Genomic DNA, 19593 nt, shown 5'->3' with positions numbered 1-19593 from the left:
GGCCCGGGTACCGGCCTGGCCCAGGAGTCCGACGCCGCACGGGAGTTGGACGCCGGTCTGGAGCTGGACGCCGCCCGGAAGTCGGGCGCGAGCCGGGAGCTGGGCGCAGCCCGGGGTGAGGTCGCGTGACCCCGCTCGACATCTCGGTGGTGATCTGCGTCTACACCGAGGACCGCTGGGACGACGTCCTCGCGGCGGTCTCCTCGGTGCGGGCGCAGAGCCGGCCGGCCCGGGAGATCCTGCTGGTCGTCGACCACAACCCGGCGCTCCTGGCACGCCTGGCCCTGGAGTACGGGGAGACCTCGGAGGTACGGGTCCTCCCCAACGCCGGGCCGCGCGGCCTGTCCGCCGGGCGCAACACCGGGATCGCCGCCTCGACCGGCGAGATCATCGCCTTCCTCGACGACGACGCCGTGGCCGAACGGGACTGGCTGCGCCGGTTCGCCGACCCGTACAGCGACCCCCGGGTCCTGGCGGTCGGCGGGCGCTGCGAGCCCGTCTGGTCCTCGGGGCGCCGGCCCACCTGGTTCCCGGAGGAGTTCGACTGGGTGGTGGGCTGCTCCTACCGGGGTCTGCCGCCCGGCCGGGTCCGGGTGCGCAACATCCTCGGCGGCAACGCCTCCTTCCGGCGCGGCGCGTTCGACCTCGTCGGCGGGTTCGCCAGCGGCATCGGACGCGACGGCGACAAGCGGCCGATGGGCGGCGAGGAGACCGAACTGTGCATCAGGCTCGGCCACATGAGACCCGACGCGATCCTCCTCGTCGACGACCGGGCCGTCATCCACCACAAAGTCCCCGCGGCCCGCGAGCACTTCGCCTACTTCCGCACCCGCACCTACGCCGAGGGCCTGTCCAAGGCGCTGGTCGCCCGCAGCGTCGGCGCCGGCAAGGGCCTGGAGTCCGAACGCCGGTACACGACACGGGTGTTGCCCGCCGGAGTCGCCCGCGGCCTGCGCGACGCCCTGCGGGCCCGCCCCGGCGGAGCCCAGCGCGCGGGGGCGATCATCGCCGGGGTACTGACCGCCGCGACCGGCTACGTCGTCGGCGCGGTACGGGCCCGGCGGCAGGGGACGACGTTCGCGGTGGTCCCGATCGACACGGCAACGGCGGTGGCCGGCGAGGCAGTCGAGATCGCGTCACGGAGCACGCCCGGCTGTGGCGACGACCCCATCGAGGACGCCGCATGACCGACACCCGCGTCCCCATCCTCATGTACCACGCGATCGCCGACCAACCCAGCCCGGCGACAAGGGAGTTGTCGGTCACCCCGGAGGCGTTCGCGCACCAGATGGACCTGATCGCCGCGCGCGGCCGCACCCCGCTCACCACGGCCGGCCTCGCGGCCCACTGGCGCACGAACCGCCCCCTGCCCCCACGCCCGGTCCTCATCACCTTCGACGACGGCTACGAGGGCGTCCACCGCCACGCCCTCCCGTCCCTCGCCGGGCACGGCTTCCCCGCGACCCTGTTCGTCTCCACCGGCTGGATCAAGGGCGCGCACGACACCGGCGGCGCCCTCGACACCATGCTGGACTGGCCCCAGATCCGCCAACTCGCCGACGCGGACGTCGAGATCGGCGGCCACAGCCACTCCCACCCCCAGCTCGACCAGCTCGACGACACGTCCCTGCGCACCGAGCTGACCCGCTGCCGGGACCTCCTCGCGGACCAACTCGGCGCGCCGCCCGTGTCGTTCGCCTACCCGTACGGCTACTCCGACCGCCGGGTCCGCGCCGCCGTCCGGGAGAGCGGGTTCGCCCAGGCGCTGGCCGTGGGCAACGCGCTGGCCCACCGCGCGCAGGGGCCGTACGCCCTGCGCCGGGTGACCGTCCGCCGGCGCACCTCGGCCGCCGAGTTCGCCCGCCTCCTCGACGGCGACTCCCTCACCCGGACCTTCGCCGGCGACCGCGCGCTGACCAAGGGGTACGCGTTGGTGCGGGGGGCCCGCAAGACGGCGAGGAGGGCGGTGGGGGCGCTGAGTTGAGGGGGCTCAGGGGGTACCCGTACGACGGCAGGGGGACCGTCGTACGTCCCCCTCAAGTACGTCAACCGCTACCCCCTAAAACGGGTGCACGCTCCGCCCCCGTGCCGGATCATGGCGGACATGTCTGACCAGAGCCCGCACGACGCCCTGCCGATCCGGCTCACCGTCGACGACTCCGACTCGCCGTCCGACGTCGTGGACGTCCTGTTCCTGGGCCGGTTCGCGACCGGCGAGCAGCCGTACTCGCACGCCGCGAACATCGACCGCGTCCGCGCGGGCGCGACCCTGCTCCCGCCCGGCGCCAAGGTCCTGCGGATCGCCCGCGACGACGACCGCAGCGCGACCCTCGCGGAGGGCGAGGGCTGGACCCTGCTGATCTCCCGCTGGAACCGGGGCGCGGACGTCACCGTCACCGCGACCTCGCCCGAACTCGCCGAGAAGGTCCTCGGCGAGGCGACCGACGGCGCGGCCGACGAGCCCGAACCGCAGCCCGAGGCCGTGACCATGGGTTTCTGGTACGCCTCCCCACGCCGGGGCCCCTACCGCACGACCCGCCAGATCTCCGCCGGCACCTGGGAGGAGGTCCGCGCCAACTACACCGCGCCCGTCGCCGACGCGATGGACGGCCTCATGCGGACCACCCCGGAGGACATCGCCGGCCGGCTGCTCCTCCTGCACGGCCCGCCCGGCACCGGCAAGACGTCCGCGCTGCGCACGCTCGCCCGGACCTGGCGCGACTGGTGCCAGGTGGACTGCGTCCTCGACCCCGAGCGGCTGTTCTCCGACGTCGGCTACCTCATGGACATCGCGATCGGCGAGGACGACCCGGGCGGCAAGTCCCGCTGGCGCCTGCTGCTCCTCGAAGACTGCGACGAACTGATCCGCGGCGAGGCGAAGCACACGGCGGGCCAGGCGCTCTCCCGGCTGCTCAACCTGACGGACGGTCTCCTCGGCCAGGGCCGCAACGTCCTCGTCGGCATCACGACCAACGAGGACCTCGAACGCCTGCACCCCGCCGTCGTCCGCCCCGGCCGCTGCCTCGCCCGCGTCGAGGTCGGCCCCCTCACCCGCCCGGAGGCCGTGTCCTGGCTCGGCACCGAGGACGGCATCGGCCGCGACGGCGCAACGCTGGCCGAGCTGTACGCCCTGCGCCGGGGCACCTCACCGACGTCGCTCCCGGAGCCGAGGGGGAACGCGGAGGCGGGGCTGTACCTGTGACACCCGGAGCGGAACACCGTCCATAAATCGACAAACCCACCGCGCACCCCAAGCTCCGGCAAGCACCTCACTCCACCCCGTCCTCACCCCCCGTACGCCGCCCGCACCGCCTCCCCCACGGCCCCCACCACCGCCTCCTCCCCGAACCCCAACCGCCGCGCCCGCTCCACATACGCCTGCGCGGCAGCCGCCAACTCCTGCTCCGCGGCCGCCCCGGCCGCCGCGATGTACGTCCCGTTGCGCCCCCGCGTCTCGATCACGCCGTCCGTCTCCAGCGCCCGGTACGCCTTGGCGACGGTGTTGGCGGCGAGCCCCAGGGACTCGGCGAGGGCGCGGACGGTGGGCAGCCGGTACCCCACGGGCAACGCCCCGGTCCGGGCCCGCTCGGAGATCTGCGCGCGTACCTGCTCGTAGGGCGCGACGCCCTCGACGATGTCGATCTGCAAGGTCATCCCCCGATTCTTCCGCACCCGAGCGGCCGGACGCCGTGCGCGACCGCCCTGAAAATAGGAGGCGTCCCCCGCCAGCGCCCGCCTAATCTGCGCGCATATGACCATCACCGTACGAGACCTCCGCCCCGACGCGCCCGCCGACCTCGAAGGCTTCTGCCGGGTCCGCGACGCCGCCCTCCCGTTCCTCCTGTTCACCCCCGCCTCGGTGGCCCACGAAATCACCCACACCCACCCGGACGCGCGTGCGCGCAAGCTGGTCGCCGAACAGGACGGCGTCATCGTCGGCACCGCCCAGCTCGGCCTCGCCCACGACGCCCCGGAGCCCGGCAAGGGCTTCCTGAACGTGTACGTCGACCCGGCGCACGAGGGCAAAGGCGCGGGCACGGCCCTGCGCAAGGCGGCGGAGGAGTACCTGACGGGCCTCGGCGCGACACATCTCTACGCGTGGACCCTCGACGCGCCCCGCAACCGCGCGTACGCGCAGCGCGCCGGGTACCGTGCCAGCCGCTCGGCCCACTTCCTGCGCCTCGACCTGACGACGGCGTCCCTCGCGCCGCTGCCCGAGCGCCTTCCGCCGGGCGTCGAGCTGCGGACGGGCGCCGACTTCGCCGCCGACCCGCGCCCCCTGTTCGTCCTCGACACCGAGGTGACGGCCGACGAACCGAGCGACGTGGGCGCCGAGTTCACCGACTACGAGGCGTGGGTCGCGGAGAACTGGCGCCACCCCCTGCTGGACCTCGATCTGACGGTCGTCGCCGTGGTCGACGGGCAGCCGGCCGCGTTCAGCGTCGCCCACACCGACGGTGCCGGCCGCTACCACACCGCCATGACCGGCACGGCCCGCGCCCACCGCGGCAAGGGTCTCGCCAAACTCGCCAAGAACGCCTCCCTGCACCGCGCCCGCGCGGCCGGCTGCACGGTCGCCCTCACCGGCAACGACACGGACAACGGTCCGATGCTCGCGATCAACAAGTGGTTCGGGTACGAGATCTGCGCGACGGAGGTGCGCTATGTCCGCGACGTCGCCTGAGGGCACGCCCATGACTGGCACGGCCGACCGGAACGCCGCCCGCCTGGACGTCGTCCTCGTCAAAGCCGGTGTCACGAAGATCCGCTACCCCGCCGACCTCCTCGCCGACGACGGCACCCGCGTCACCGTCCGCGCCCCCTGGGCCGGCGCGGGCACCCGTGACTTCGGCTTCGTCCGTTTCGAGCCCGGTGACGTGTTCACCGAGCACTACTGGCGCGACCGCTGGTACGCGATCAAGGAGGTCCGCGCCGCCGACGGCACCCTCAAGGGCTGGTACTGCGACATCACCCGCCCCGCCGTCCGCACCGGCGACACCCTCACCGTCGAAGACCTCGACCTCGACCTCTGGCTGAACGCCACCCGCACCGACGTCCGCCGCCTGGACGAGGACGAGTTCGAGGCCAGCGGCCTGCGCACCCGTGACCCGGTCGCGGCGTCGGCCGCGACCCGCGCACTGGACGAACTGGAGGCGCACGCGCGCACGGAGGGCGGTCTGGCGGGGCTGCTGGCGTAGCGGCGCCCGGCGCTGTCGAGCGGACGGGACGGAGGGCGGATGAGTCGCCCGCCCACACCGGCCCTCCCCAGGACCCCCGCCCCACGACAGCGCCCCCTCACACCGTCGCCACCACCACATACCGGACGTCATCCACAGCACCACCCCACAGCCGATCATCGCCGTCCAACCGCTCCACCCGAGCACTCCCCCCACCTCCCTCCACCAGCTCGACCACCCGTTCCGCCGGGATCCCCACCGGTGTGACCGACCCCCACACCCCCTCGACCAGCACCATCCGCCCGCCCTCCCGCAGCAGCGCCCGCCAGTTCGCCAGCGCCCGCGCGGGATCGGGCAGCGCCCACAGGACGTGCCGGACGAGGACGACGTCGAACCGGGCCGTTCCCACCGGGGGCTCCTGCGCGTCCCCGAGCAGGAACTCGGCGTCGTACGCGGCGAGTTTGGCGCGGGCGAGGTCGAGCATCGCCGGGGAGCGGTCCACACCGGTCACCCGATGCCCCCGTTCGGCCGCGAGCAGCGACAGGCTGCCGGTGCCGCAGCCGAGATCGAGCACGTCAGCGGCGTTCGGCGGCAGCCACGCGGCCATCCGGTCCGCCCAGGCCGCGCGCACCTCGGGGTCCCGCAGCCCGTGATCCGCCTCCTCGTCGAAGGCCCCCGCGGCGAGGTCCCAGTCGACCCCGCCCGCCACCGCACCACCACGTAGATCACTCATGCCCCCAGCGTGCCACCCACCACTGACAATCCGCCCCCGCCCGGAAACCCCAAGGGGCCCGCCCGGCGTGAACACCACCGGACAGGCCCCCAGGGGACGGCAATCGCTCAGCTGAAGACCGACGCGCACGTCGTCCGCGTGGCCCGTGCCGGGTCGAGCGCGTTGGCGACCTCGTGGAACGTGATGCGGTCGGTGAGGCCGATCAGCGCGTGCTCGGAGAGGTCGAGGGGGCAGAGGTCCTGGAGGAGGACGTTCTTGACGTTGGCGCCGGTGAGGAACTGGGACTGGTAGGGCGTGACGACCTCGTCGTACTTCGTGGCGAGGACGGTGTACTGGACGCCGGGGACCGTGTCACCGCCGGCGTTGAGCTTCGTCAGGAAGTCGGAGCCGGTGATCTGCTGGGCGAGCGCGGGGGTGTTGAGGTTGAGCCATTCGCGGGCGCCGGGGAAGTAGGGGAGGAGGTTGGTGAGTCCGCTGAGGGTCGTCCCCCGGTTGCTGGGGGCGATCGCGACGAGCGCGTTCACCTTCGCCGCCCCGCCGAGGAACTTCAGGTAGTACCGGGGCATCATCCCGCCCTGCGAGTGCCCGACGACGTCCACCTTCTTCGCGCCGGTCGCGGCCAGCACCCTGTCGACGTACGCCGACAACTGCTCCGCCGACTTGTCGATCGGCCCGAGCCCATGAATCAGCGGCACACCCGCCAACTGCCCATAATCCAGGGCGAACACGCAGTACCCGCGCCCTTCCAGATACGGCGCGAGACCGAGCCAGTTGTCCACGGAGTTCGCAAGCGTCCCATGGACCAGAACAACCGGCCGCGGATGCGCGGCCGACGGCTTGCACGAGTAATCGTTCCACCCACTGCTGACGCCGGCCGAGCCCTCGGCCCGCGCACCGGAAGCGGGAACAGTGACGGCGACAGCCGCCAACGCCAACGCGGCCAGCGGTCTGAACAGACGTCTCCAACGCAGCATCGATCGATCTCCTTGCGGCTCAAGGGGGGAGGTGCAACGGCACTAAGCCCTGTGATCCGGATCACGAGGATGCTGTTCACTGTTCAAGTTACGGACGAGTAGCCCCCCTGTGAAGTTACGCGTCAGTAAAAACTGAACTCCTCCCCACCACCCCTCACCACACAGGCCGCACACCCCCACCCCCACCAACCCGCCCCAGCCCTTCCCGCAACACCCGCACCCCACCCTCCCCCAACACTTCCCCCCACTTCCCCCCCCACTCCCCCACCACCTCCGCAGCCGCCTCCTCGGCGGCCCGCCGCTCCACATACCCCTTCCGCACCAACTCCTCCACCATCTGACTGGCCGCCTGCTTGGTCACCCCCAGACGCACCGCCAACTCCCCCACACTCGCCCCGTCCGGAGCCAACCGCACAAACGCGAACCCATGCGCGGGCCGAACCCCCTCGAACCCCCGCGCGACCACCCCTCACAGAACCTCACGACATCCCGAGCAACCCCACAGAAGGACCCCCATGCCCCTCATCCGCGCCACCGACGCCACCACCCACGAACTCCACGGCGCCCGCTTCGTCTCCTACACCACCCCGCGCACCAAGGCCCCCGGCGACACCCTGATCGTCAACCCCGGCTCCACGCTGGCCGTAGAGAACCCCGCCGACCACACGGCCCTCACCTGGGTCACCACCTCGATCGGGCTCTCGGCGGTGCCGGCGGACGACACCCGGGTCACGCCTCCGTGGGCCAACTAGCCCGACTACGTGGAGGGTTCCCCCCGCTCCGGGGGCAACGGCGTTGCGGGCTGGGCTCGTTCGAGGAAGCGGAGGAGTTCGACGGGGAAGGGGAGGACGAGGGTCGAGTTCTTCTCGGCGGCGACGGCGACGACCGTCTGGAGGAGGCGGAGTTGGAGGGCGGCCGGTGTGTCGGCCATCTCCTGGGCGGCCTCGGCGAGCTTCTTGGACGCCTGCAACTCCGCGTCCGCGTTGATGACCCGGGCCCGCCGCTCACGATCCGCCTCGGCCTGCCGCGCCATGGACCGCTTCATCGTCTCGGGCAAGGAGACATCCTTGATCTCGACCCGGTCGATGGTGACGCCCCACTCGACGGCGGGACTGTCGATCATCAACTCCAGCCCCTGGTTGAGCTTTTCACGGTCGGAGAGCAGATCGTCCAGCTCGCTCTTGCCGATGATGGACCGCAGGGACGTCTGCGCCATCTGCGACACCGCGAACCGGTAGTCCTCCACCCGGACGACAGCCTCGGCGGGCGCCGTCACCTTGAAGTAGACGACCGCGTCGACCCGCACGGTCACGTTGTCCCGCGTGATCCCCTCCTGTCCGGGCACCGGCATCGTGACGATCTGCATGTTCACCTTGCGGAGCCTGTCGACGCCCGGAATGATCATCGTCAGTCCGGGCCCCCGCACCTCCGGCCTAAGCCGCCCGAGCCTGAACACCACACCGCGCTCGTACTGTTTGACGACCCGCGCGGCGGCGGCCGCGTACACCACCCCGGCGGTCACCAACCCCGCTCCCGCCGCCACCAGTTCCTCGACCACAACGACCACCGCCCTCCGTGCGTCAGACCTGCGTCAGGGGCTCCCCTCGACGGTAACCCGCCCCGCGTACAAGGGGGAGCCCCCGCACGCCGGTTGCGTACGGGGGCTCGCGACGCCGGTCCCGGTGCACTCGGGCAGCGGACGCCATCAAAGCTGACGGACGATCAGAACACGCTCACGCCATACCGGTTGAGCGCTTCCACGACCGGCTGGAAGAACGTCGTCCCGCCGACCGAGCAGTTCCCACTGCCCCCGGACGTCAGCCCGTAGGCGATCCCGCTGGTCGAGTACAGCGCCCCGCCGGAGTCACCGCCCTCCGCGCAGACGTTGGTCTGGATCATGCCGTAGACGACGTCCCCGCCACCGTAGTTGACGGTCGCGTTGAGGGCCGTCACCCGGCCGCTGCGGATACCGGTGGTCGAGCCGTCACGGTAGACCGTGGTGCCCACGCTGGGCGTGCCCGCGCTGGTGATGTCCGTGTTTCCCGCGGTCCCGGACTTGGTCACCGAGCTGTTGGTGTACCGGACCAGCGCGTAGTCGTTGGTCGGGAAGCTGTACCCGGCGTTGGTGCCGAGCACGGCCGTCTGACCGGAGTTGGAGTACCAGGTGGAGGCGACCTCGGCGCAGTGACCGGCGGTGAGGAAGTAGTACGTGCTGCCGCTGACGACGTTGAAGCCGAGCGAACACCGGTAGCCGCCACCGTAGATGGCGTCGCCGCCGGCGATCAGCTTGTTGAACTTGCCGGGCGTGTGCTTGATGGTGAGGGCGCCGGCCTTGCTGCCCGCGTCCTTCTTGATCTGCGCGATCTCCGCCTCGGAGACCGTGCTGTCGACGGTGACGACCACACGGTTCGTCTTCGCGTCGACGGCCCAGGCGGTGCCCGGGATGTCGGACTTCAGCACCGAGCTGTTGACGCCGCTGAGTTCGGCCGCGCTGAACGTGCGCGCGTCGGCCGCGTTCGCGGTGGGGACGGCGAACCCGGCGGCGGCGACGAACCCCGCCGCGAGGGCGATCATCCGGGTCCGTCTCTTGTGGATGGTGGGGGTGGTGCGCTTGTTCCTCACGTGTCGTTCCCTCCCGGGAAGTCGGGGGCCCGCGTGGGGTCGGGGCCCGTGAGGCGCAGCCAGAGCCATGGTCCGCCCGTGAAACCAGGGATACATGCCCCTGACAAGCGCTGAGGAAGGAGTATTCGGCCGAACGGACGGTCGGCGCAAGGGCGCACGAGAACGACCACCGGGCACAAGGGCGCGAACCGGCCGCGCACCGCAGTGAGAACTGCGCGAAATGAGTGGCTTCAGGCCAACTCCCCTACCCCTACGACGATCACGCCGTCGAAAAGGTTCCCGAACCACCCGAACACCCTGCTGAACCACACCGCACCACGCCGCACCGGCCCGCACACCCACCCCGCCACCCGCCGAGACCCACAGGTCGCCCCCGGGACCCGCTCACCCCCGGCGGATGGCCGAAACCGGCCCAACGAAACAGCCGCCGAACCCATCCGCCCCTCCGCCGGCCTCACCCCACCCCCGGCACCGCCCGCACCTGCCGCCCCAGCCCCAGATGCTCGCGCAAGGTCGTCCCCGGGTAGAACGTCCGGAACAGCCCCCGGTGCTGGAGCAACGCGACCGTCCCGTTGACCAGCCGCTCCAGATCCCGGCGCGGCTCGACGGGCGTCAGATGGAACCCGTCCACGGCCCCCTCCCGGTACCACCCGGCGATCAGCTCGGCGAGGTCCACGGGCCCGCCCCGGTACAACGGCCCCCGCGCACTCGCCCGCGGCCCGCCCCCGCCGTGCCCGGGGACGGCGGCCCGCTCCCCGTCCCCGAGGTCGATCAGCAGCGCCGCCAGCACCCGCAGCGCGTCCGGGTCCCGCCCCGACTCCCCGGCCCGCGCCCGCAGTCGCTCCCGGACGACCCGCGCCTCGCCGGCCCCGACGACCCGCACGAGCGCGACGTCCCCGTACCGCGCGGCGAAGTCCCACCCGGAGGCGTCCCCGGCGTCGACGACCCGCAACGGACAGGCCCCGCCCTCGACTTGAGGCACCCCACCCCCCTTCTCCGCCACGAGCCCCCCACCCCTCCCCCGGCTCACCCGGTCGAGCCCGACGATCGCGGCCCCCGTCCCGACCCCCTCCTCCGACAACGCCACCAGCCCCACCCGCCGCGTGACCCCCGCCACCCGGGCCAACTCCCCCACGACGTCCCCGCCACCCCCCAACGTCACGAAGTCCAGCCCACCCCGCTCGGCCAGCCCCACCAACTCCGCGCAGTCCTCCCCCTCGGGCAGATCCACGGCAGCGGCAAGATGCGGCAGCCCCCAGGACGCGCTCACGCGCCCACCTCCCCGACGATGTCGCGAGAACCGCCCGTCCCCGTGGGACCACCCGTAGTACCCGTAGTACCCGTAGTACCCGCGCCCTCAGACCCACCGGAGCCGCCCACCCCGGCAGAGCCACCCGTAGTACCCGCACCCGCAGTACCCGTAATACCCGCCCCCTCAGCTCCCCCGAAGCCCTCCACCCCGCCCGACCCCCCGCACAACAACCCCAACACCGCCCGAGCCGTCGCATCGTTCTGCCGAAACGCCGGCCCCCCGGTCCGAGGCCGCGTGAACGCCCCCGGCGTCCGCCCGTCCGTATACGGTCCGAGTGCGAACCGCCGAGGATGCGCGCGCCCGTCCGCGTCGAGGACACGCCCCGTCCCCGGCTCCACCCGGAGCAGCCCTTCGCCGGTCTCCCCCGCCCCCTCCTCCGCGAGCCCCCGCAGCAGCGGATCCAGCGCGCGCCGTACGGAAGCCTCCGGCAGCCGCGCCTCGACGAGGGCCCGTGCCTCGACGACGGCCCCGGGAACAGTGGGACTCGACGCCCTGAACACCCCGTCCTCGGCCCGCACTTCCATGTCCGCGCCGACGAACCTCAGCACCCCGGCCCGGGACAGCGCGAGCATCTGCCGCAGCCGGGGTCCGGGCGGCCCGGAGGCGAGGTAGCTGAAGAACCCGTGCCAGGAGGAGGCGACACCGCCACCGAGCCGTATCAACTGGCCGTACACGGAGAGGAGTCCGAGGAACACGGCCAAGTCGACGCTGTGCGCGTCATCGTGACGTCGCGTCAGATCCGCCTCGATATGCCCCCGCAACCCCTCCTGGAACTCCTCCGCCGACCCGTACCGCTCACCCGCCAACGGCCGGTCCAGCGCCGCGAGATCGAGTCTGTCCCGGGGATCGGGCACCGCCTCGGCGACCAGCGCCCGCAGGTCCGCCCCGCCGCCCGCCGCGTACTTCTCCTCGAAGTCCGCCCAGTCCATCGACGTCCGCTCGGGATGCGCCGCGAACAGCCGGTGATAGTGGGCGAACCCCAACTCCTTCTCGATCAGCGGCCAGACGTCCCGCCGGTAGTCGAACCCGCCCTCCAGCGCGAGCAGTCGGTCGATCTCGCCGGGCCCGAGGAACCGGGGCAGCGGCGGCCGTTCGCCGACGAGGTCGTACCCGATCTTCGAGCGGTACGGCACCCCTCGCCGCGACCCCACGTACAGCACCGGCTCCCGCCCCGACGGCACGTACACCTCACCCTCGTACCGCCCGCCCCGCCCTTCCGTCAGCAGCACCATCAGATCGACGAACGCGAGCCCGAACCCCCGCACGAGCACAGGCTCACCGGCCACCAGGGCGGACAGATCACTGTCAGCGGTGAAGTCGGGCGGCAGATGAACCAGCCCGTGCCGCCCGGCATACGCCGCCAACGCCCGCTGCTCGTCGTCGAGTTCGGCATCGAGATGCCCGAGCGCGAGAACGACGACATCGGCATGCAGAACCTCGTAGCCACCCCCGACCCCCGCAACACCCGCAGAAGACCCCCCGTCCCTCGCCGGAGAACCCCTCTCCAACCACACCTCCTGGCGCCCCTCCCGCGCCCCCACGACCCGCACCGCCCGCCGCGCATGATGCCGCACCCGCACCCCCGCGGGCAGCGCGGCCACCGCCCGCTCGTAGAACCACCCCAGGTACTCCCCCTGAAGCTGCCGGTCGGCGAACGTCCGGCCGCCGATCCCGGCCCACTCGTGCAGCGTGGGCCCCTCCCGCACCGGCCCTTCCATGGTCACCGTCTCGTCCGTGAACATCGTGACGTCCTCGGCATGGGAGTTCATCCACAGCAACGGCGACTGCGCGGCACGCCAGATGCGCCCGCCGCCCGGCGGATGCGGATCGACGAGGTGGATGTCGAGGCCCGAACCGTCGTACAGCTCGGGCGCGTTGGCGGCGATCCGCTCGATGAGCCCGACCCCGCGGGGGCCGGCGCCGACGATGACGAGGGAAGACATGGAAGGCTCCGTCTAAGAAGCCCCCGGACTCCGGGCGCGGCCGGGCAGCGGGGGAGGCGGTCACCTTCACACGGGGCGCCGCGCGGCGCCGACGCGGCCGAGCCCCTCAGCAGGGCCGCATCCCGAGAGTACGACCGCGTTTCCCCTCGCTGTCAAGGCTGTCCAGAGTGTGAGCGGTACGTCTCAAGTCGGTTGACTGGTATCCGGAGACCTGTTCCACTTGGCCCATGCATCCGCAGCAGTGGCTGGTCACCCGCTCCCACATCGACTTCGGTCGCGTGTGGTCCTGTTCCTGTTGAGCTGACCGCCGCCCTGCCCCGTGGCCGCGCCCGGGGCACTCCCGATGCCTTTCCGCAACGCCTTCACACGAGCGCCCTCCCCTCAGCTCGCCGCACCTGACACCCAGTCAGCCTCCTTGCGCAGGCCGACAATCAGCCTGGAGCGACCCCGAACGGCCGCTTCCGTTCACCCATACGCACCGCTTGTCACCCGTCCGCCACAAAGAATCCTATTTCACTCTCAGTCAGCAGCCGTACACGGTACGACCCTTGGGGCGTCTGGACTCTCGACGGATCGGCTGTGCACCAGTACCGTCACAAACCCCCCGCGCGGCGTCTATCCACTTGGCGCGACATCCGCATCATGGACGACCATGGGTACTGCGGATAGCAAGCAAGCCCGCTGTGAGAGGAGGCGTCCATGGGATCGGTGCGCAAGGCGAGTGCCTGGCTTGGCCTCGTCGACGACAACGATGACGAGCGTTACTACGACGACGACTACTCCGAGGGGACCGACTCCGGCGACGCCGCCTGGGTCACCGACCCCCGGGTCAAGGTCGCGACGGACACGGCCGAGGAGAAGGGCCGCCGGATCGGCACGGTCACCCCGGACAGCTTCCGGGACGCCCGCGCGATCGGCGAGCTGTTCCGCGAGGGCGTGCCGGTGATCATGAATCTGACGGCCATGGAGGCGGCCGACGCCAAGCGCGTCGTCGACTTCGCCGCCGGGCTCATCTTCGGACTGCGCGGTTCCATCGAACGCGTCTCCACGCGCGTGTTCCTGCTGACCCCGGCCCACACGGAGATCGTCAACGGCGACCCCGGCGGCCACCGCACGGACGGCTTCTTCAACCAGAGCTGAGGCAGGGCCGCTCACCGGCCCTGCCCCTCGGGGGGTCAGCGGAAGGCGTCGAGTCCGGTGAGCGCCTTGCCCAGCACCAACTGGTGCATCTCCACGGTGCCTTCGTAGGTGAGCACCGACTCCAGGTTCGTCGCGTGCCGCATCACGGGGTACTCCAGCGAGATCCCGTTGGCACCGAGGACCGTCCGCGACGTCCGGCAGATCTCGATGGCCTCGCGGACGTTGTTGAGCTTCCCGAAGCTGACCTGCTCGGGCCGCAGCCGTCCCGCGTCCATCCGCCGGCCCAGGTGATGGGCGAGCAGGACGCCCTTGTGCAACTCAACGGCCATGTCGGCGAGTTTGGCCTGCGTGAGCTGGAACCCCCCGATCGGCCGTCCGAACTGCTCGCGCGTCTTCGCGTACTCCACGGCCGTCTCGAAACAGGCCCGCGCCGCCCCCATCGCGCCCCACACGATCCCGTACCGGGCGTGCGACAGACAGCTCAGCGGCCCCTTCAGGCCGACGACCTCGGGCAGCACGGCGTCGCCGGGCAGCCGTACGTCGTCGAGCACCAGCTCGCTGGTGACGCTGGCCCGCAGCGACCACTTGTGCTTGATCTCCGGCGCCGAGAACCCGGGCGCGTCGGTCGGGACGACGAACCCACGCACCCCTTCCTCGGTCCGCGCCCACACGACGGCGACACCGGCCACGGAGCCGTTGGTGATCCACATCTTGCGCCCGCTGAGCACCCAGTCCGAGCCGTCGCGCTTCGCATAGGTGCGCATCGAGGCGGGGTCGGAGCCGTGGTCGGGTTCGGTGAGCCCGAAGCAGCCGATGACCTCGCCGGCGGCCATCCGGGGCAGCCACTCCCGCTTCTGCGCCTCGCCCCCGAACCGGTGGATCGCGTACATCGCGAGGGAGCCCTGCACGGAGACGAGCGAGCGGATCCCGGAGTCCCCGGCCTCCAGCTCCAGGCAGGCGAGCCCGTACTGCACGGCGCTCGCCCCCGCGCACCCGTATCCCTCAAGGGACATCCCGAGCGCCCCGAGGCTCCCCAACTCCCGTGCCAGTTCCCGCACCTGGGGCAGTTCCCCGGCCTCGTACCACTGCGCGACGTGCGGCAGCACCCGCTCGCCCACCCAGCGCCGCACGGTGTCCCGCACGGCCAGGTCCTCCGGGGACAGCAGCTCATCGAGCCCCAGCAGATCAGCAACGTCGAACGATCCCACACGTCCTCCAAAAACTAGCACCGCTAGTCACCAACCATGGAACCTACGCCCAGCCAGGCACCCCAACAAGCCCCTCAGCAGTCACGCGCGCACGGCACCCGGGGCGCCGGCACCTCCGTCGGCACCTCCGCCTGCATCCCCTTCGGCAGCCGCAGCGCCATCACCGCGCCCAGCAGCAGCAACCCCGCGCTGACCAGCAGCGTCACATGCAGCCCGTGCACGAACGAGTCCCGCGCGGCCCGCCGCAGCACACCCCCGGCGGGCCCGCCCAGCTCCCCGGCGACGTCGTACGCCTCGCCCAGCGAGTGCCCGGCGGCCGCCGACGCCTCGGCCGGCACCCCCGCGACGGACACCACGCCCGGCTTGTAGGCGGCGTTCATCACGCTCCCGAGCAGCGCGATCCCGATCCCGGCCCCGAGCTGGTACGACGTCTCCCCCACGGCGGCCGCCCCGCCCGCCTGCTCCGCCGGCGCCTCGCTCAGCATCGACTCGTACGCCGCGAACAGCGTCGTCTCCAGCCCGAACCCGAGCAGCACGAACCCGGCGAGCAGCAGCCCCGCGTCGTCGGACTTACCCATCCCGGTGAGCGTCAGCACGGCGGCGGCCGTCAGCACGAACCCCCCGCACACCATCCGCCGGGGCCCGAACCGGCGCAGCAGCCGCGCGCCCGCGAGGCCCGCCGCCATCGCCGCGACGGTCAGCGGCAGCAGCCGCAGCCCCGTCTGCAACGGCGACAACCCGAGCACGAGTTGCAGGTACTGCGCGGCGATCAGTTCGAGCCCGACCAGCGCCAGCATGGCGAGGACGATGCACAGCACCGCCGTCCCGAAGGCGGGCCGGGCGAACATCCGCAGGTCCACCAGCGGATACGGCCGCCGCCGCTGCCGCCGGACGAAGAACACGAGCAGGACGGCGCCGAGCGCGAGCGGCAGGAACGTGAGCCCCCCGAACTCCCCGCTCCCGAGGCGTTTGACCCCGAGGACGACGGAGAACAGCCCGGCGGCGGCCATCAGCGCGCCGACGACGTCCCACGGCCCGTCGGTGTCCCCCTTGGACTCGGGCAGCAGCCACCGGCCGACCGGCAGGCTGACGATCATCAGCGGGATGTTGACGAGGAAGACGGCCCCCCACCAGAAGTGCTCCAGCAGGAACCCCCCGAGCAGCGGCCCCGCCGCCGCGCCCACCGCGGCCACCGCGCTCCAGATCCCTATCGCGAGCGCCCGCTCACGCCGGTCGGGGAACACCTGCCGCAGGATCGACAGCGTCGCCGGCATGATCATCGCGCCGCCGACGCCGAGCAGCGCCCGCGCGAGGATCAGCACCTGCGCGCTCCCGGCGAACGCCGCCAGCGCCGACGCCACCCCGAACAGCGCGTACCCCAGCAGCAGCACCCGCCGCCGCCCGACCTTGTCGCCCAGCGTCCCGAACAGGATCAGCAGCGACGCGCAGACCAGCGGATACGTGTCAACGATCCACAGCAACTCGATCGCCCCGGGCCGCAGGTCCTCGGTCACCGCCGGCACCGCCACGTGCAGCACCGTCGCGTCGACGGCCACCAGCAGCAGGCTCACACACAGCACGACCAGCACGATCCACCGCTGGGCCCCCGCCTCGTCCCCCGAACGTCGGCGCACAGCCGTGGCCATGATCGTCCCGGACATGCGCGTACCTCCCAGCTGATTCGCCCGTTCGACGGGTTCACGGGGTGGGGACTCCCCGCGACTCAGCCGGAGAGGAGCGGCGTCCCCGGCCCGCGCGGACGAACGGCGAGTGCATCGCAGCGTACGCGAGTTCGCGCCCCGATCACGTGGCGGACCTCTCAGACGCCACGCGGAACCCATGTGGCGTACACCACTCGTCCACAAGCGCCTGATAATCGCTCCCATGATCGAGACTGCGGCACGCGACTCCCCGACCCTGCGCCGGGCGGCCCCGGCCCTCCTGGGATTCGCGGCCGTCCGCGCACTGGGACTGACCGCCTTAACGGTGTGGAGCGCCGCGCGCGACAAGAGCGCGTACACGTTGTTGACAGCACGCTGGGACTCCCTGTGGTACGTCCGCGTGGCCGAGCAGGGGTACGGCTACGAGGTGCGTCTGCCGAACGGCGACGTCCATTCGAATCTGGCGTTCTTCCCTCTCCTTCCGTGGCTGGAACGTCTTCTCCATTCCGTGTCACCTCTGTCGTACGCCGATGCGGGGTTCACCGTCTCCCTCCTCTCCTCGCTCGCGGCGGCCTGGGGGATCTTCGCGGTCGCCGACCGGGTGTACGGCGGTCGCGCGGCGGTGTGCGCGGTGCTGCTGTGGGCCGTGCTCCCGGTGGGGATCGTGCAGTCGATGGCGTACAGCGAGTCGTTGTTCACGGTTCTCGCCGCCTGGTCCCTGTACGCCGTACTGACCGGACGGTGGGTCATGGCGGGGGTCCTGGCGGCACTGGCCGGCCTGACCCGCCCGGTGGGTCTCGCGGTGGTGGCGGCGGTCTGGGCGGCCGGAGTCGTTTCCGTACTGCGGGACCGGTCCCTCGCCGACCCTCTGCTCCGAGAACGGACCTCTTCCCACCCCGGTTCCCCCTCCGTCCCCGTTCCCTCGTCCGTGTCACCCGGCAGCACGGCGCCCGCGACCGGCACACGGCTTCTCCCGCGCGCCCTCGGGCTGGCCATCGCGCCCCTCGGCTCACTGGGCTACGTCCTGTGGGTCGGCCACCGGACCGGTGACGGCCCCCTCGGCTATCTGGACGTCCAGGCCGGCTGGCGCAACGGCTTCGACGGCGGTTACGCGTTCGCCCGCTTCATCGCGGAGAAGTTCACCTCGCCGCTCGGCGCCCTCGCGGGCCTAGCCCTGATCCTCGGCGTGGGTCTGCTGCTGCGCCTGTACGCGGTCTGCGTACGGCAGCGTCAGCCGGTACCGCTCCTGGTGTACACCGGCGTCGTGCTCGCCCTCGCGCTCTGCGCGTCGAGCTACTTCGGCTCGAAACCGCGTCTGCTGATGCCCGCGTTCCCGGTCCTGCTGCCGCTCGCCCTCGCGCTGGCCAGGCTGCGGACGTCGCGGTCCGCGCTGGTGGTGACCGCCGCGGCGGTGGTGTCGGCGGTGTACGGGGCGTGGTGGCTGAACGGATCAGGGCCGCCGTGACCCCGCCATGATCGGTTTTCTGGACACTGTTAATTCCCGACTACCGCCAGCCGAACTCATTCATAACTCCAACGAAACCGACCCCCTGATTGATCAAAGGAAATGAAGGTACGAACGGCCGTCGATTTCGGATTCGGTGGGAATAAAGGGCATCCTGAGAGCAATCCCACATCACATCGTCATCACAAAGCCGTGGATTCGCGAGGGAACAGACCTCACTCGCTGTAACGTCGATTGGGTGCGTACCGAACGAAACCTCACCCGTCTGGACCGGGTGTTCGCGAGACTGGACCGGGAGCCCGAACGCCCGGCCCACATCGTGTTCCCGCGGATGAGCCGGCACCGGGTCGCACTGCTGTCCGCGACCCTCGCCTTCTACCTGGCGATCGTGTGGCTCGTGGTGACGACCTCGTGGCTGGTCAGGTTCGACTGGCAGGTCATGTTCTTCCGGCCCTACCAGCAGTGGCCCTCGATCCATGCCTTCCTCGACTACTACGTGGTCCTCGGCCAGCGCGGCCCGACCGCCGTGATGGTCGCGGCCTGGCTCGGCTGGCGGTCATGGCGCCAGCACACCCTGCGTCCGATGCTGGTCCTCGGTGCCTCGCTGCTCCTGCTGAACATCACCGTCGGCGCCGCGAAGATCGGCATGGGCCGTCTCGGCCCGCACTACGCGACGACGATCGGCTCGAACGAGATGGGTCTCGGCGGCGATATATTCCCCAGCGGTCACACCGCCAACGCCGTGGTGACCTGGGGAATCCTGGCGTATCTGGCGTCCACGCCGAGAGCGCGCCGCTGGCTGTCGGCGCTGTCCGCGGTGACGTCGCTCGGGGTCGGCCTGACCACCGTCTACCTCGGTACGCACTGGCTGAGCGACGTACTGCTGGGCTGGGCCGCGGGCCTGCTCGTGCTGCTCGCCCTCCCCTGGTGCGAACCCCTCATCGCCCGCGCCGAGACCTGGCTCCTGGACCTCCGCGACCGCTTGCGCGAGCGGTGGAGTACCGCGCGGCGGCCCGCGACGCCGGTCACGGTGCCCGTGTCACTGGCGGCCCCCCGCAAGACGGTCGACCTGCAGAAAGCCCCGATCGCAGGCCCCCGCGCACCGAGATCCCCGGCCTACCTGGCCCCCGGCCCGCACACCACCCGCGCCGAACGCACCCCGGTCACCCCGGCCGGCAGCAGACGCCCACCCCACGCCGACCGCCTCCCACGAGGGACGACGGCGTCGGCGGCGAGACCGGGGAACTGACGAGAGTCTGCTGAGACACAGGGGCCGCACGGTACGCACACACCGGGCCCCGACAGCGATGGCGCCGCCCCCGCTCAGGAACCTCGGCCCCGGCCGGAAACCGGAGGAG

At 71.7% G+C, this 19593-nt stretch carries 18 protein-coding genes and 1 pseudogene; 9 read left to right on the top strand and 10 right to left on the bottom strand.

Annotated elements, in window-relative coordinates; genetic code table 11:
- Positions 1 to 125 precede the first annotated feature (125 nt).
- From IAG44_RS31755 to IAG44_RS31745, 3 genes are all read left to right on the top strand, one after another.
- On the top strand, positions 126 to 1187 hold the full coding sequence (locus IAG44_RS31755) for a glycosyltransferase family 2 protein (RefSeq protein ID WP_187750515.1): 1062 nt from the start codon (positions 126 to 128) through the stop codon (positions 1185 to 1187).
- Positions 1184 to 1984 (top strand): polysaccharide deacetylase family protein, encoded by an 801-nt coding sequence (locus IAG44_RS31750; protein ID WP_187750514.1) that lies wholly within the window; start codon positions 1184 to 1186, stop codon positions 1982 to 1984. The genes IAG44_RS31755 and IAG44_RS31750 overlap by 4 nt, the downstream gene beginning before the upstream one ends.
- 120 nt (positions 1985 to 2104) lie before the next feature.
- Complete coding sequence (locus IAG44_RS31745) at positions 2105 to 3202, top strand: DUF5925 domain-containing protein (RefSeq protein ID WP_187750513.1); 1098 nt, start codon at positions 2105 to 2107, stop codon at positions 3200 to 3202.
- Between the two features lie 83 nt (positions 3203 to 3285).
- On the opposite strand, the gene IAG44_RS31740 is transcribed toward IAG44_RS31745, so the two are convergent.
- Positions 3286 to 3654 carry a GntR family transcriptional regulator gene (locus IAG44_RS31740; protein ID WP_187750512.1) on the bottom strand — a complete coding sequence of 123 codons (369 nt, stop codon included), beginning with the start codon at positions 3652 to 3654 and terminating at the stop codon, positions 3286 to 3288.
- Positions 3655 to 3751: 97 nt separating this feature from the next.
- Here IAG44_RS31740 and IAG44_RS31735 point away from each other — a divergent pair, with 97 nt between their 5' ends.
- Positions 3752 to 4684 carry a GNAT family N-acetyltransferase gene (locus tag IAG44_RS31735; protein WP_187750511.1) on the top strand — a complete coding sequence of 311 codons (933 nt, stop codon included), beginning with the start codon at positions 3752 to 3754 and terminating at the stop codon, positions 4682 to 4684.
- A 10-nt stretch (positions 4685 to 4694) separates the two neighbouring features.
- Positions 4695 to 5198, top strand: a complete 504-nt coding sequence (locus IAG44_RS31730) for a ribonuclease FAU-1 family protein (protein WP_246562195.1) — start codon at positions 4695 to 4697, stop codon at positions 5196 to 5198.
- Positions 5199 to 5295: 97 nt separating this feature from the next.
- Here the strand turns inward: IAG44_RS31730 and IAG44_RS31725 are convergent, their stop codons facing one another.
- The 3 genes and pseudogenes from IAG44_RS31725 to IAG44_RS31715 all read right to left on the bottom strand — a co-directional run.
- Positions 5296 to 5910, bottom strand: a complete 615-nt coding sequence (locus IAG44_RS31725) for a class I SAM-dependent methyltransferase (RefSeq protein WP_187750509.1) — start codon at positions 5908 to 5910, stop codon at positions 5296 to 5298.
- Between the two features lie 107 nt (positions 5911 to 6017).
- A complete protein-coding gene (locus IAG44_RS31720; RefSeq protein ID WP_187750508.1) occupies positions 6018 to 6884 on the bottom strand; it encodes an alpha/beta fold hydrolase in 867 nt (288 codons plus the stop codon).
- Between the two features lie 154 nt (positions 6885 to 7038).
- A pseudogene (locus IAG44_RS31715) lies at positions 7039 to 7353 on the bottom strand (MarR family transcriptional regulator); the annotation flags it as partial.
- Positions 7354 to 7399: 46 nt separating this feature from the next.
- Here IAG44_RS31715 and IAG44_RS31710 point away from each other — a divergent pair.
- Entirely contained in the window at positions 7400 to 7636 is a 237-nt protein-coding gene (locus tag IAG44_RS31710; protein WP_187750506.1) for a cupin domain-containing protein, read from the top strand.
- A gap of 5 nt (positions 7637 to 7641) precedes the next feature.
- Here the strand turns inward: IAG44_RS31710 and IAG44_RS31705 are convergent, their stop codons facing one another.
- From IAG44_RS31705 to IAG44_RS31690, 4 genes are all read right to left on the bottom strand, one after another.
- Positions 7642 to 8442 (bottom strand): slipin family protein, encoded by an 801-nt coding sequence (locus IAG44_RS31705; RefSeq protein WP_187752930.1) that lies wholly within the window; start codon positions 8440 to 8442, stop codon positions 7642 to 7644.
- A 164-nt stretch (positions 8443 to 8606) separates the two neighbouring features.
- Complete coding sequence (locus IAG44_RS31700; RefSeq protein ID WP_187750505.1) at positions 8607 to 9506, bottom strand: S1 family peptidase; 900 nt, start codon at positions 9504 to 9506, stop codon at positions 8607 to 8609.
- A gap of 454 nt (positions 9507 to 9960) precedes the next feature.
- On the bottom strand, positions 9961 to 10776 hold the full coding sequence (locus IAG44_RS31695; RefSeq protein WP_187750504.1) for an LLM class oxidoreductase: 816 nt from the start codon (positions 10774 to 10776) through the stop codon (positions 9961 to 9963).
- A complete protein-coding gene (locus IAG44_RS31690) occupies positions 10773 to 12761 on the bottom strand; it encodes an FAD/NAD(P)-binding protein (protein ID WP_187750503.1) in 1989 nt (662 codons plus the stop codon). The genes IAG44_RS31695 and IAG44_RS31690 overlap by 4 nt, the downstream gene beginning before the upstream one ends.
- Positions 12762 to 13460: 699 nt before the next feature.
- Between IAG44_RS31690 and IAG44_RS31685 the strand changes: the two genes are divergently transcribed.
- The gene (locus IAG44_RS31685) at positions 13461 to 13901 is read left to right on the top strand and encodes a cell division protein SepF (protein ID WP_187750502.1); all 441 of its coding nucleotides are present in this window, start codon (positions 13461 to 13463) and stop codon (positions 13899 to 13901) included.
- A gap of 35 nt (positions 13902 to 13936) precedes the next feature.
- On the opposite strand, the gene IAG44_RS31680 is transcribed toward IAG44_RS31685, so the two are convergent.
- Together IAG44_RS31680 and IAG44_RS31675 are read right to left on the bottom strand one after the other, a co-directional pair.
- Positions 13937 to 15109: an acyl-CoA dehydrogenase family protein gene (locus IAG44_RS31680; RefSeq protein WP_187750501.1), complete on the bottom strand. Its 1173-nt coding sequence runs from the start codon at positions 15107 to 15109 to the stop codon at positions 13937 to 13939.
- A gap of 74 nt (positions 15110 to 15183) precedes the next feature.
- On the bottom strand, positions 15184 to 16770 hold the full coding sequence (locus IAG44_RS31675; protein WP_187750500.1) for an MFS transporter: 1587 nt from the start codon (positions 16768 to 16770) through the stop codon (positions 15184 to 15186).
- 223 nt (positions 16771 to 16993) lie between these two features.
- Between IAG44_RS31675 and IAG44_RS31670 the strand changes: the two genes are divergently transcribed.
- Both IAG44_RS31670 and IAG44_RS31665 read left to right on the top strand, forming a co-directional pair.
- On the top strand, positions 16994 to 18235 hold the full coding sequence (locus tag IAG44_RS31670; RefSeq protein ID WP_187750499.1) for a mannosyltransferase family protein: 1242 nt from the start codon (positions 16994 to 16996) through the stop codon (positions 18233 to 18235).
- Positions 18236 to 18473: 238 nt separating this feature from the next.
- Positions 18474 to 19484: a phosphatase PAP2 family protein gene (locus IAG44_RS31665; RefSeq protein WP_187750498.1), complete on the top strand. Its 1011-nt coding sequence runs from the start codon at positions 18474 to 18476 to the stop codon at positions 19482 to 19484.
- The last annotated feature ends 109 nt before the right edge of the window (positions 19485 to 19593 follow it).

The sequence above is a fragment of the Streptomyces roseirectus genome, from assembly GCF_014489635.1.
GTDB lineage: Bacteria > Actinomycetota > Actinomycetes > Streptomycetales > Streptomycetaceae > Streptomyces > Streptomyces roseirectus.
The sequence above is the reverse complement of the archived record's forward strand: the minus strand, read 5'-3'. Positions and strand labels throughout refer to the sequence as shown.

Coding starts and splice junctions, on each gene's coding strand:
- IAG44_RS31750 (WP_187750514.1), top strand. CDS start 1,184: ATGACCGACACCCGCGTCCCCATCCTCATGTACCACGCGATCGCCGAC.
- IAG44_RS31745 (WP_187750513.1), top strand. CDS start 2,105: ATGTCTGACCAGAGCCCGCACGACGCCCTGCCGATCCGGCTCACCGTC.
- IAG44_RS31740 (WP_187750512.1), bottom strand. CDS start 3,654: ATGACCTTGCAGATCGACATCGTCGAGGGCGTCGCGCCCTACGAGCAG.
- IAG44_RS31735 (WP_187750511.1), top strand. CDS start 3,752: ATGACCATCACCGTACGAGACCTCCGCCCCGACGCGCCCGCCGACCTC.
- IAG44_RS31730 (WP_246562195.1), top strand. CDS start 4,695: ATGACTGGCACGGCCGACCGGAACGCCGCCCGCCTGGACGTCGTCCTC.
- IAG44_RS31725 (WP_187750509.1), bottom strand. CDS start 5,910: ATGAGTGATCTACGTGGTGGTGCGGTGGCGGGCGGGGTCGACTGGGAC.
- IAG44_RS31720 (WP_187750508.1), bottom strand. CDS start 6,884: ATGCTGCGTTGGAGACGTCTGTTCAGACCGCTGGCCGCGTTGGCGTTG.
- IAG44_RS31710 (WP_187750506.1), top strand. CDS start 7,400: ATGCCCCTCATCCGCGCCACCGACGCCACCACCCACGAACTCCACGGC.
- IAG44_RS31690 (WP_187750503.1), bottom strand. CDS start 12,761: ATGTCTTCCCTCGTCATCGTCGGCGCCGGCCCCCGCGGGGTCGGGCTC.
- IAG44_RS31685 (WP_187750502.1), top strand. CDS start 13,461: ATGGGATCGGTGCGCAAGGCGAGTGCCTGGCTTGGCCTCGTCGACGAC.
- IAG44_RS31675 (WP_187750500.1), bottom strand. CDS start 16,770: ATGTCCGGGACGATCATGGCCACGGCTGTGCGCCGACGTTCGGGGGAC.
- IAG44_RS31670 (WP_187750499.1), top strand. CDS start 16,994: ATGATCGAGACTGCGGCACGCGACTCCCCGACCCTGCGCCGGGCGGCC.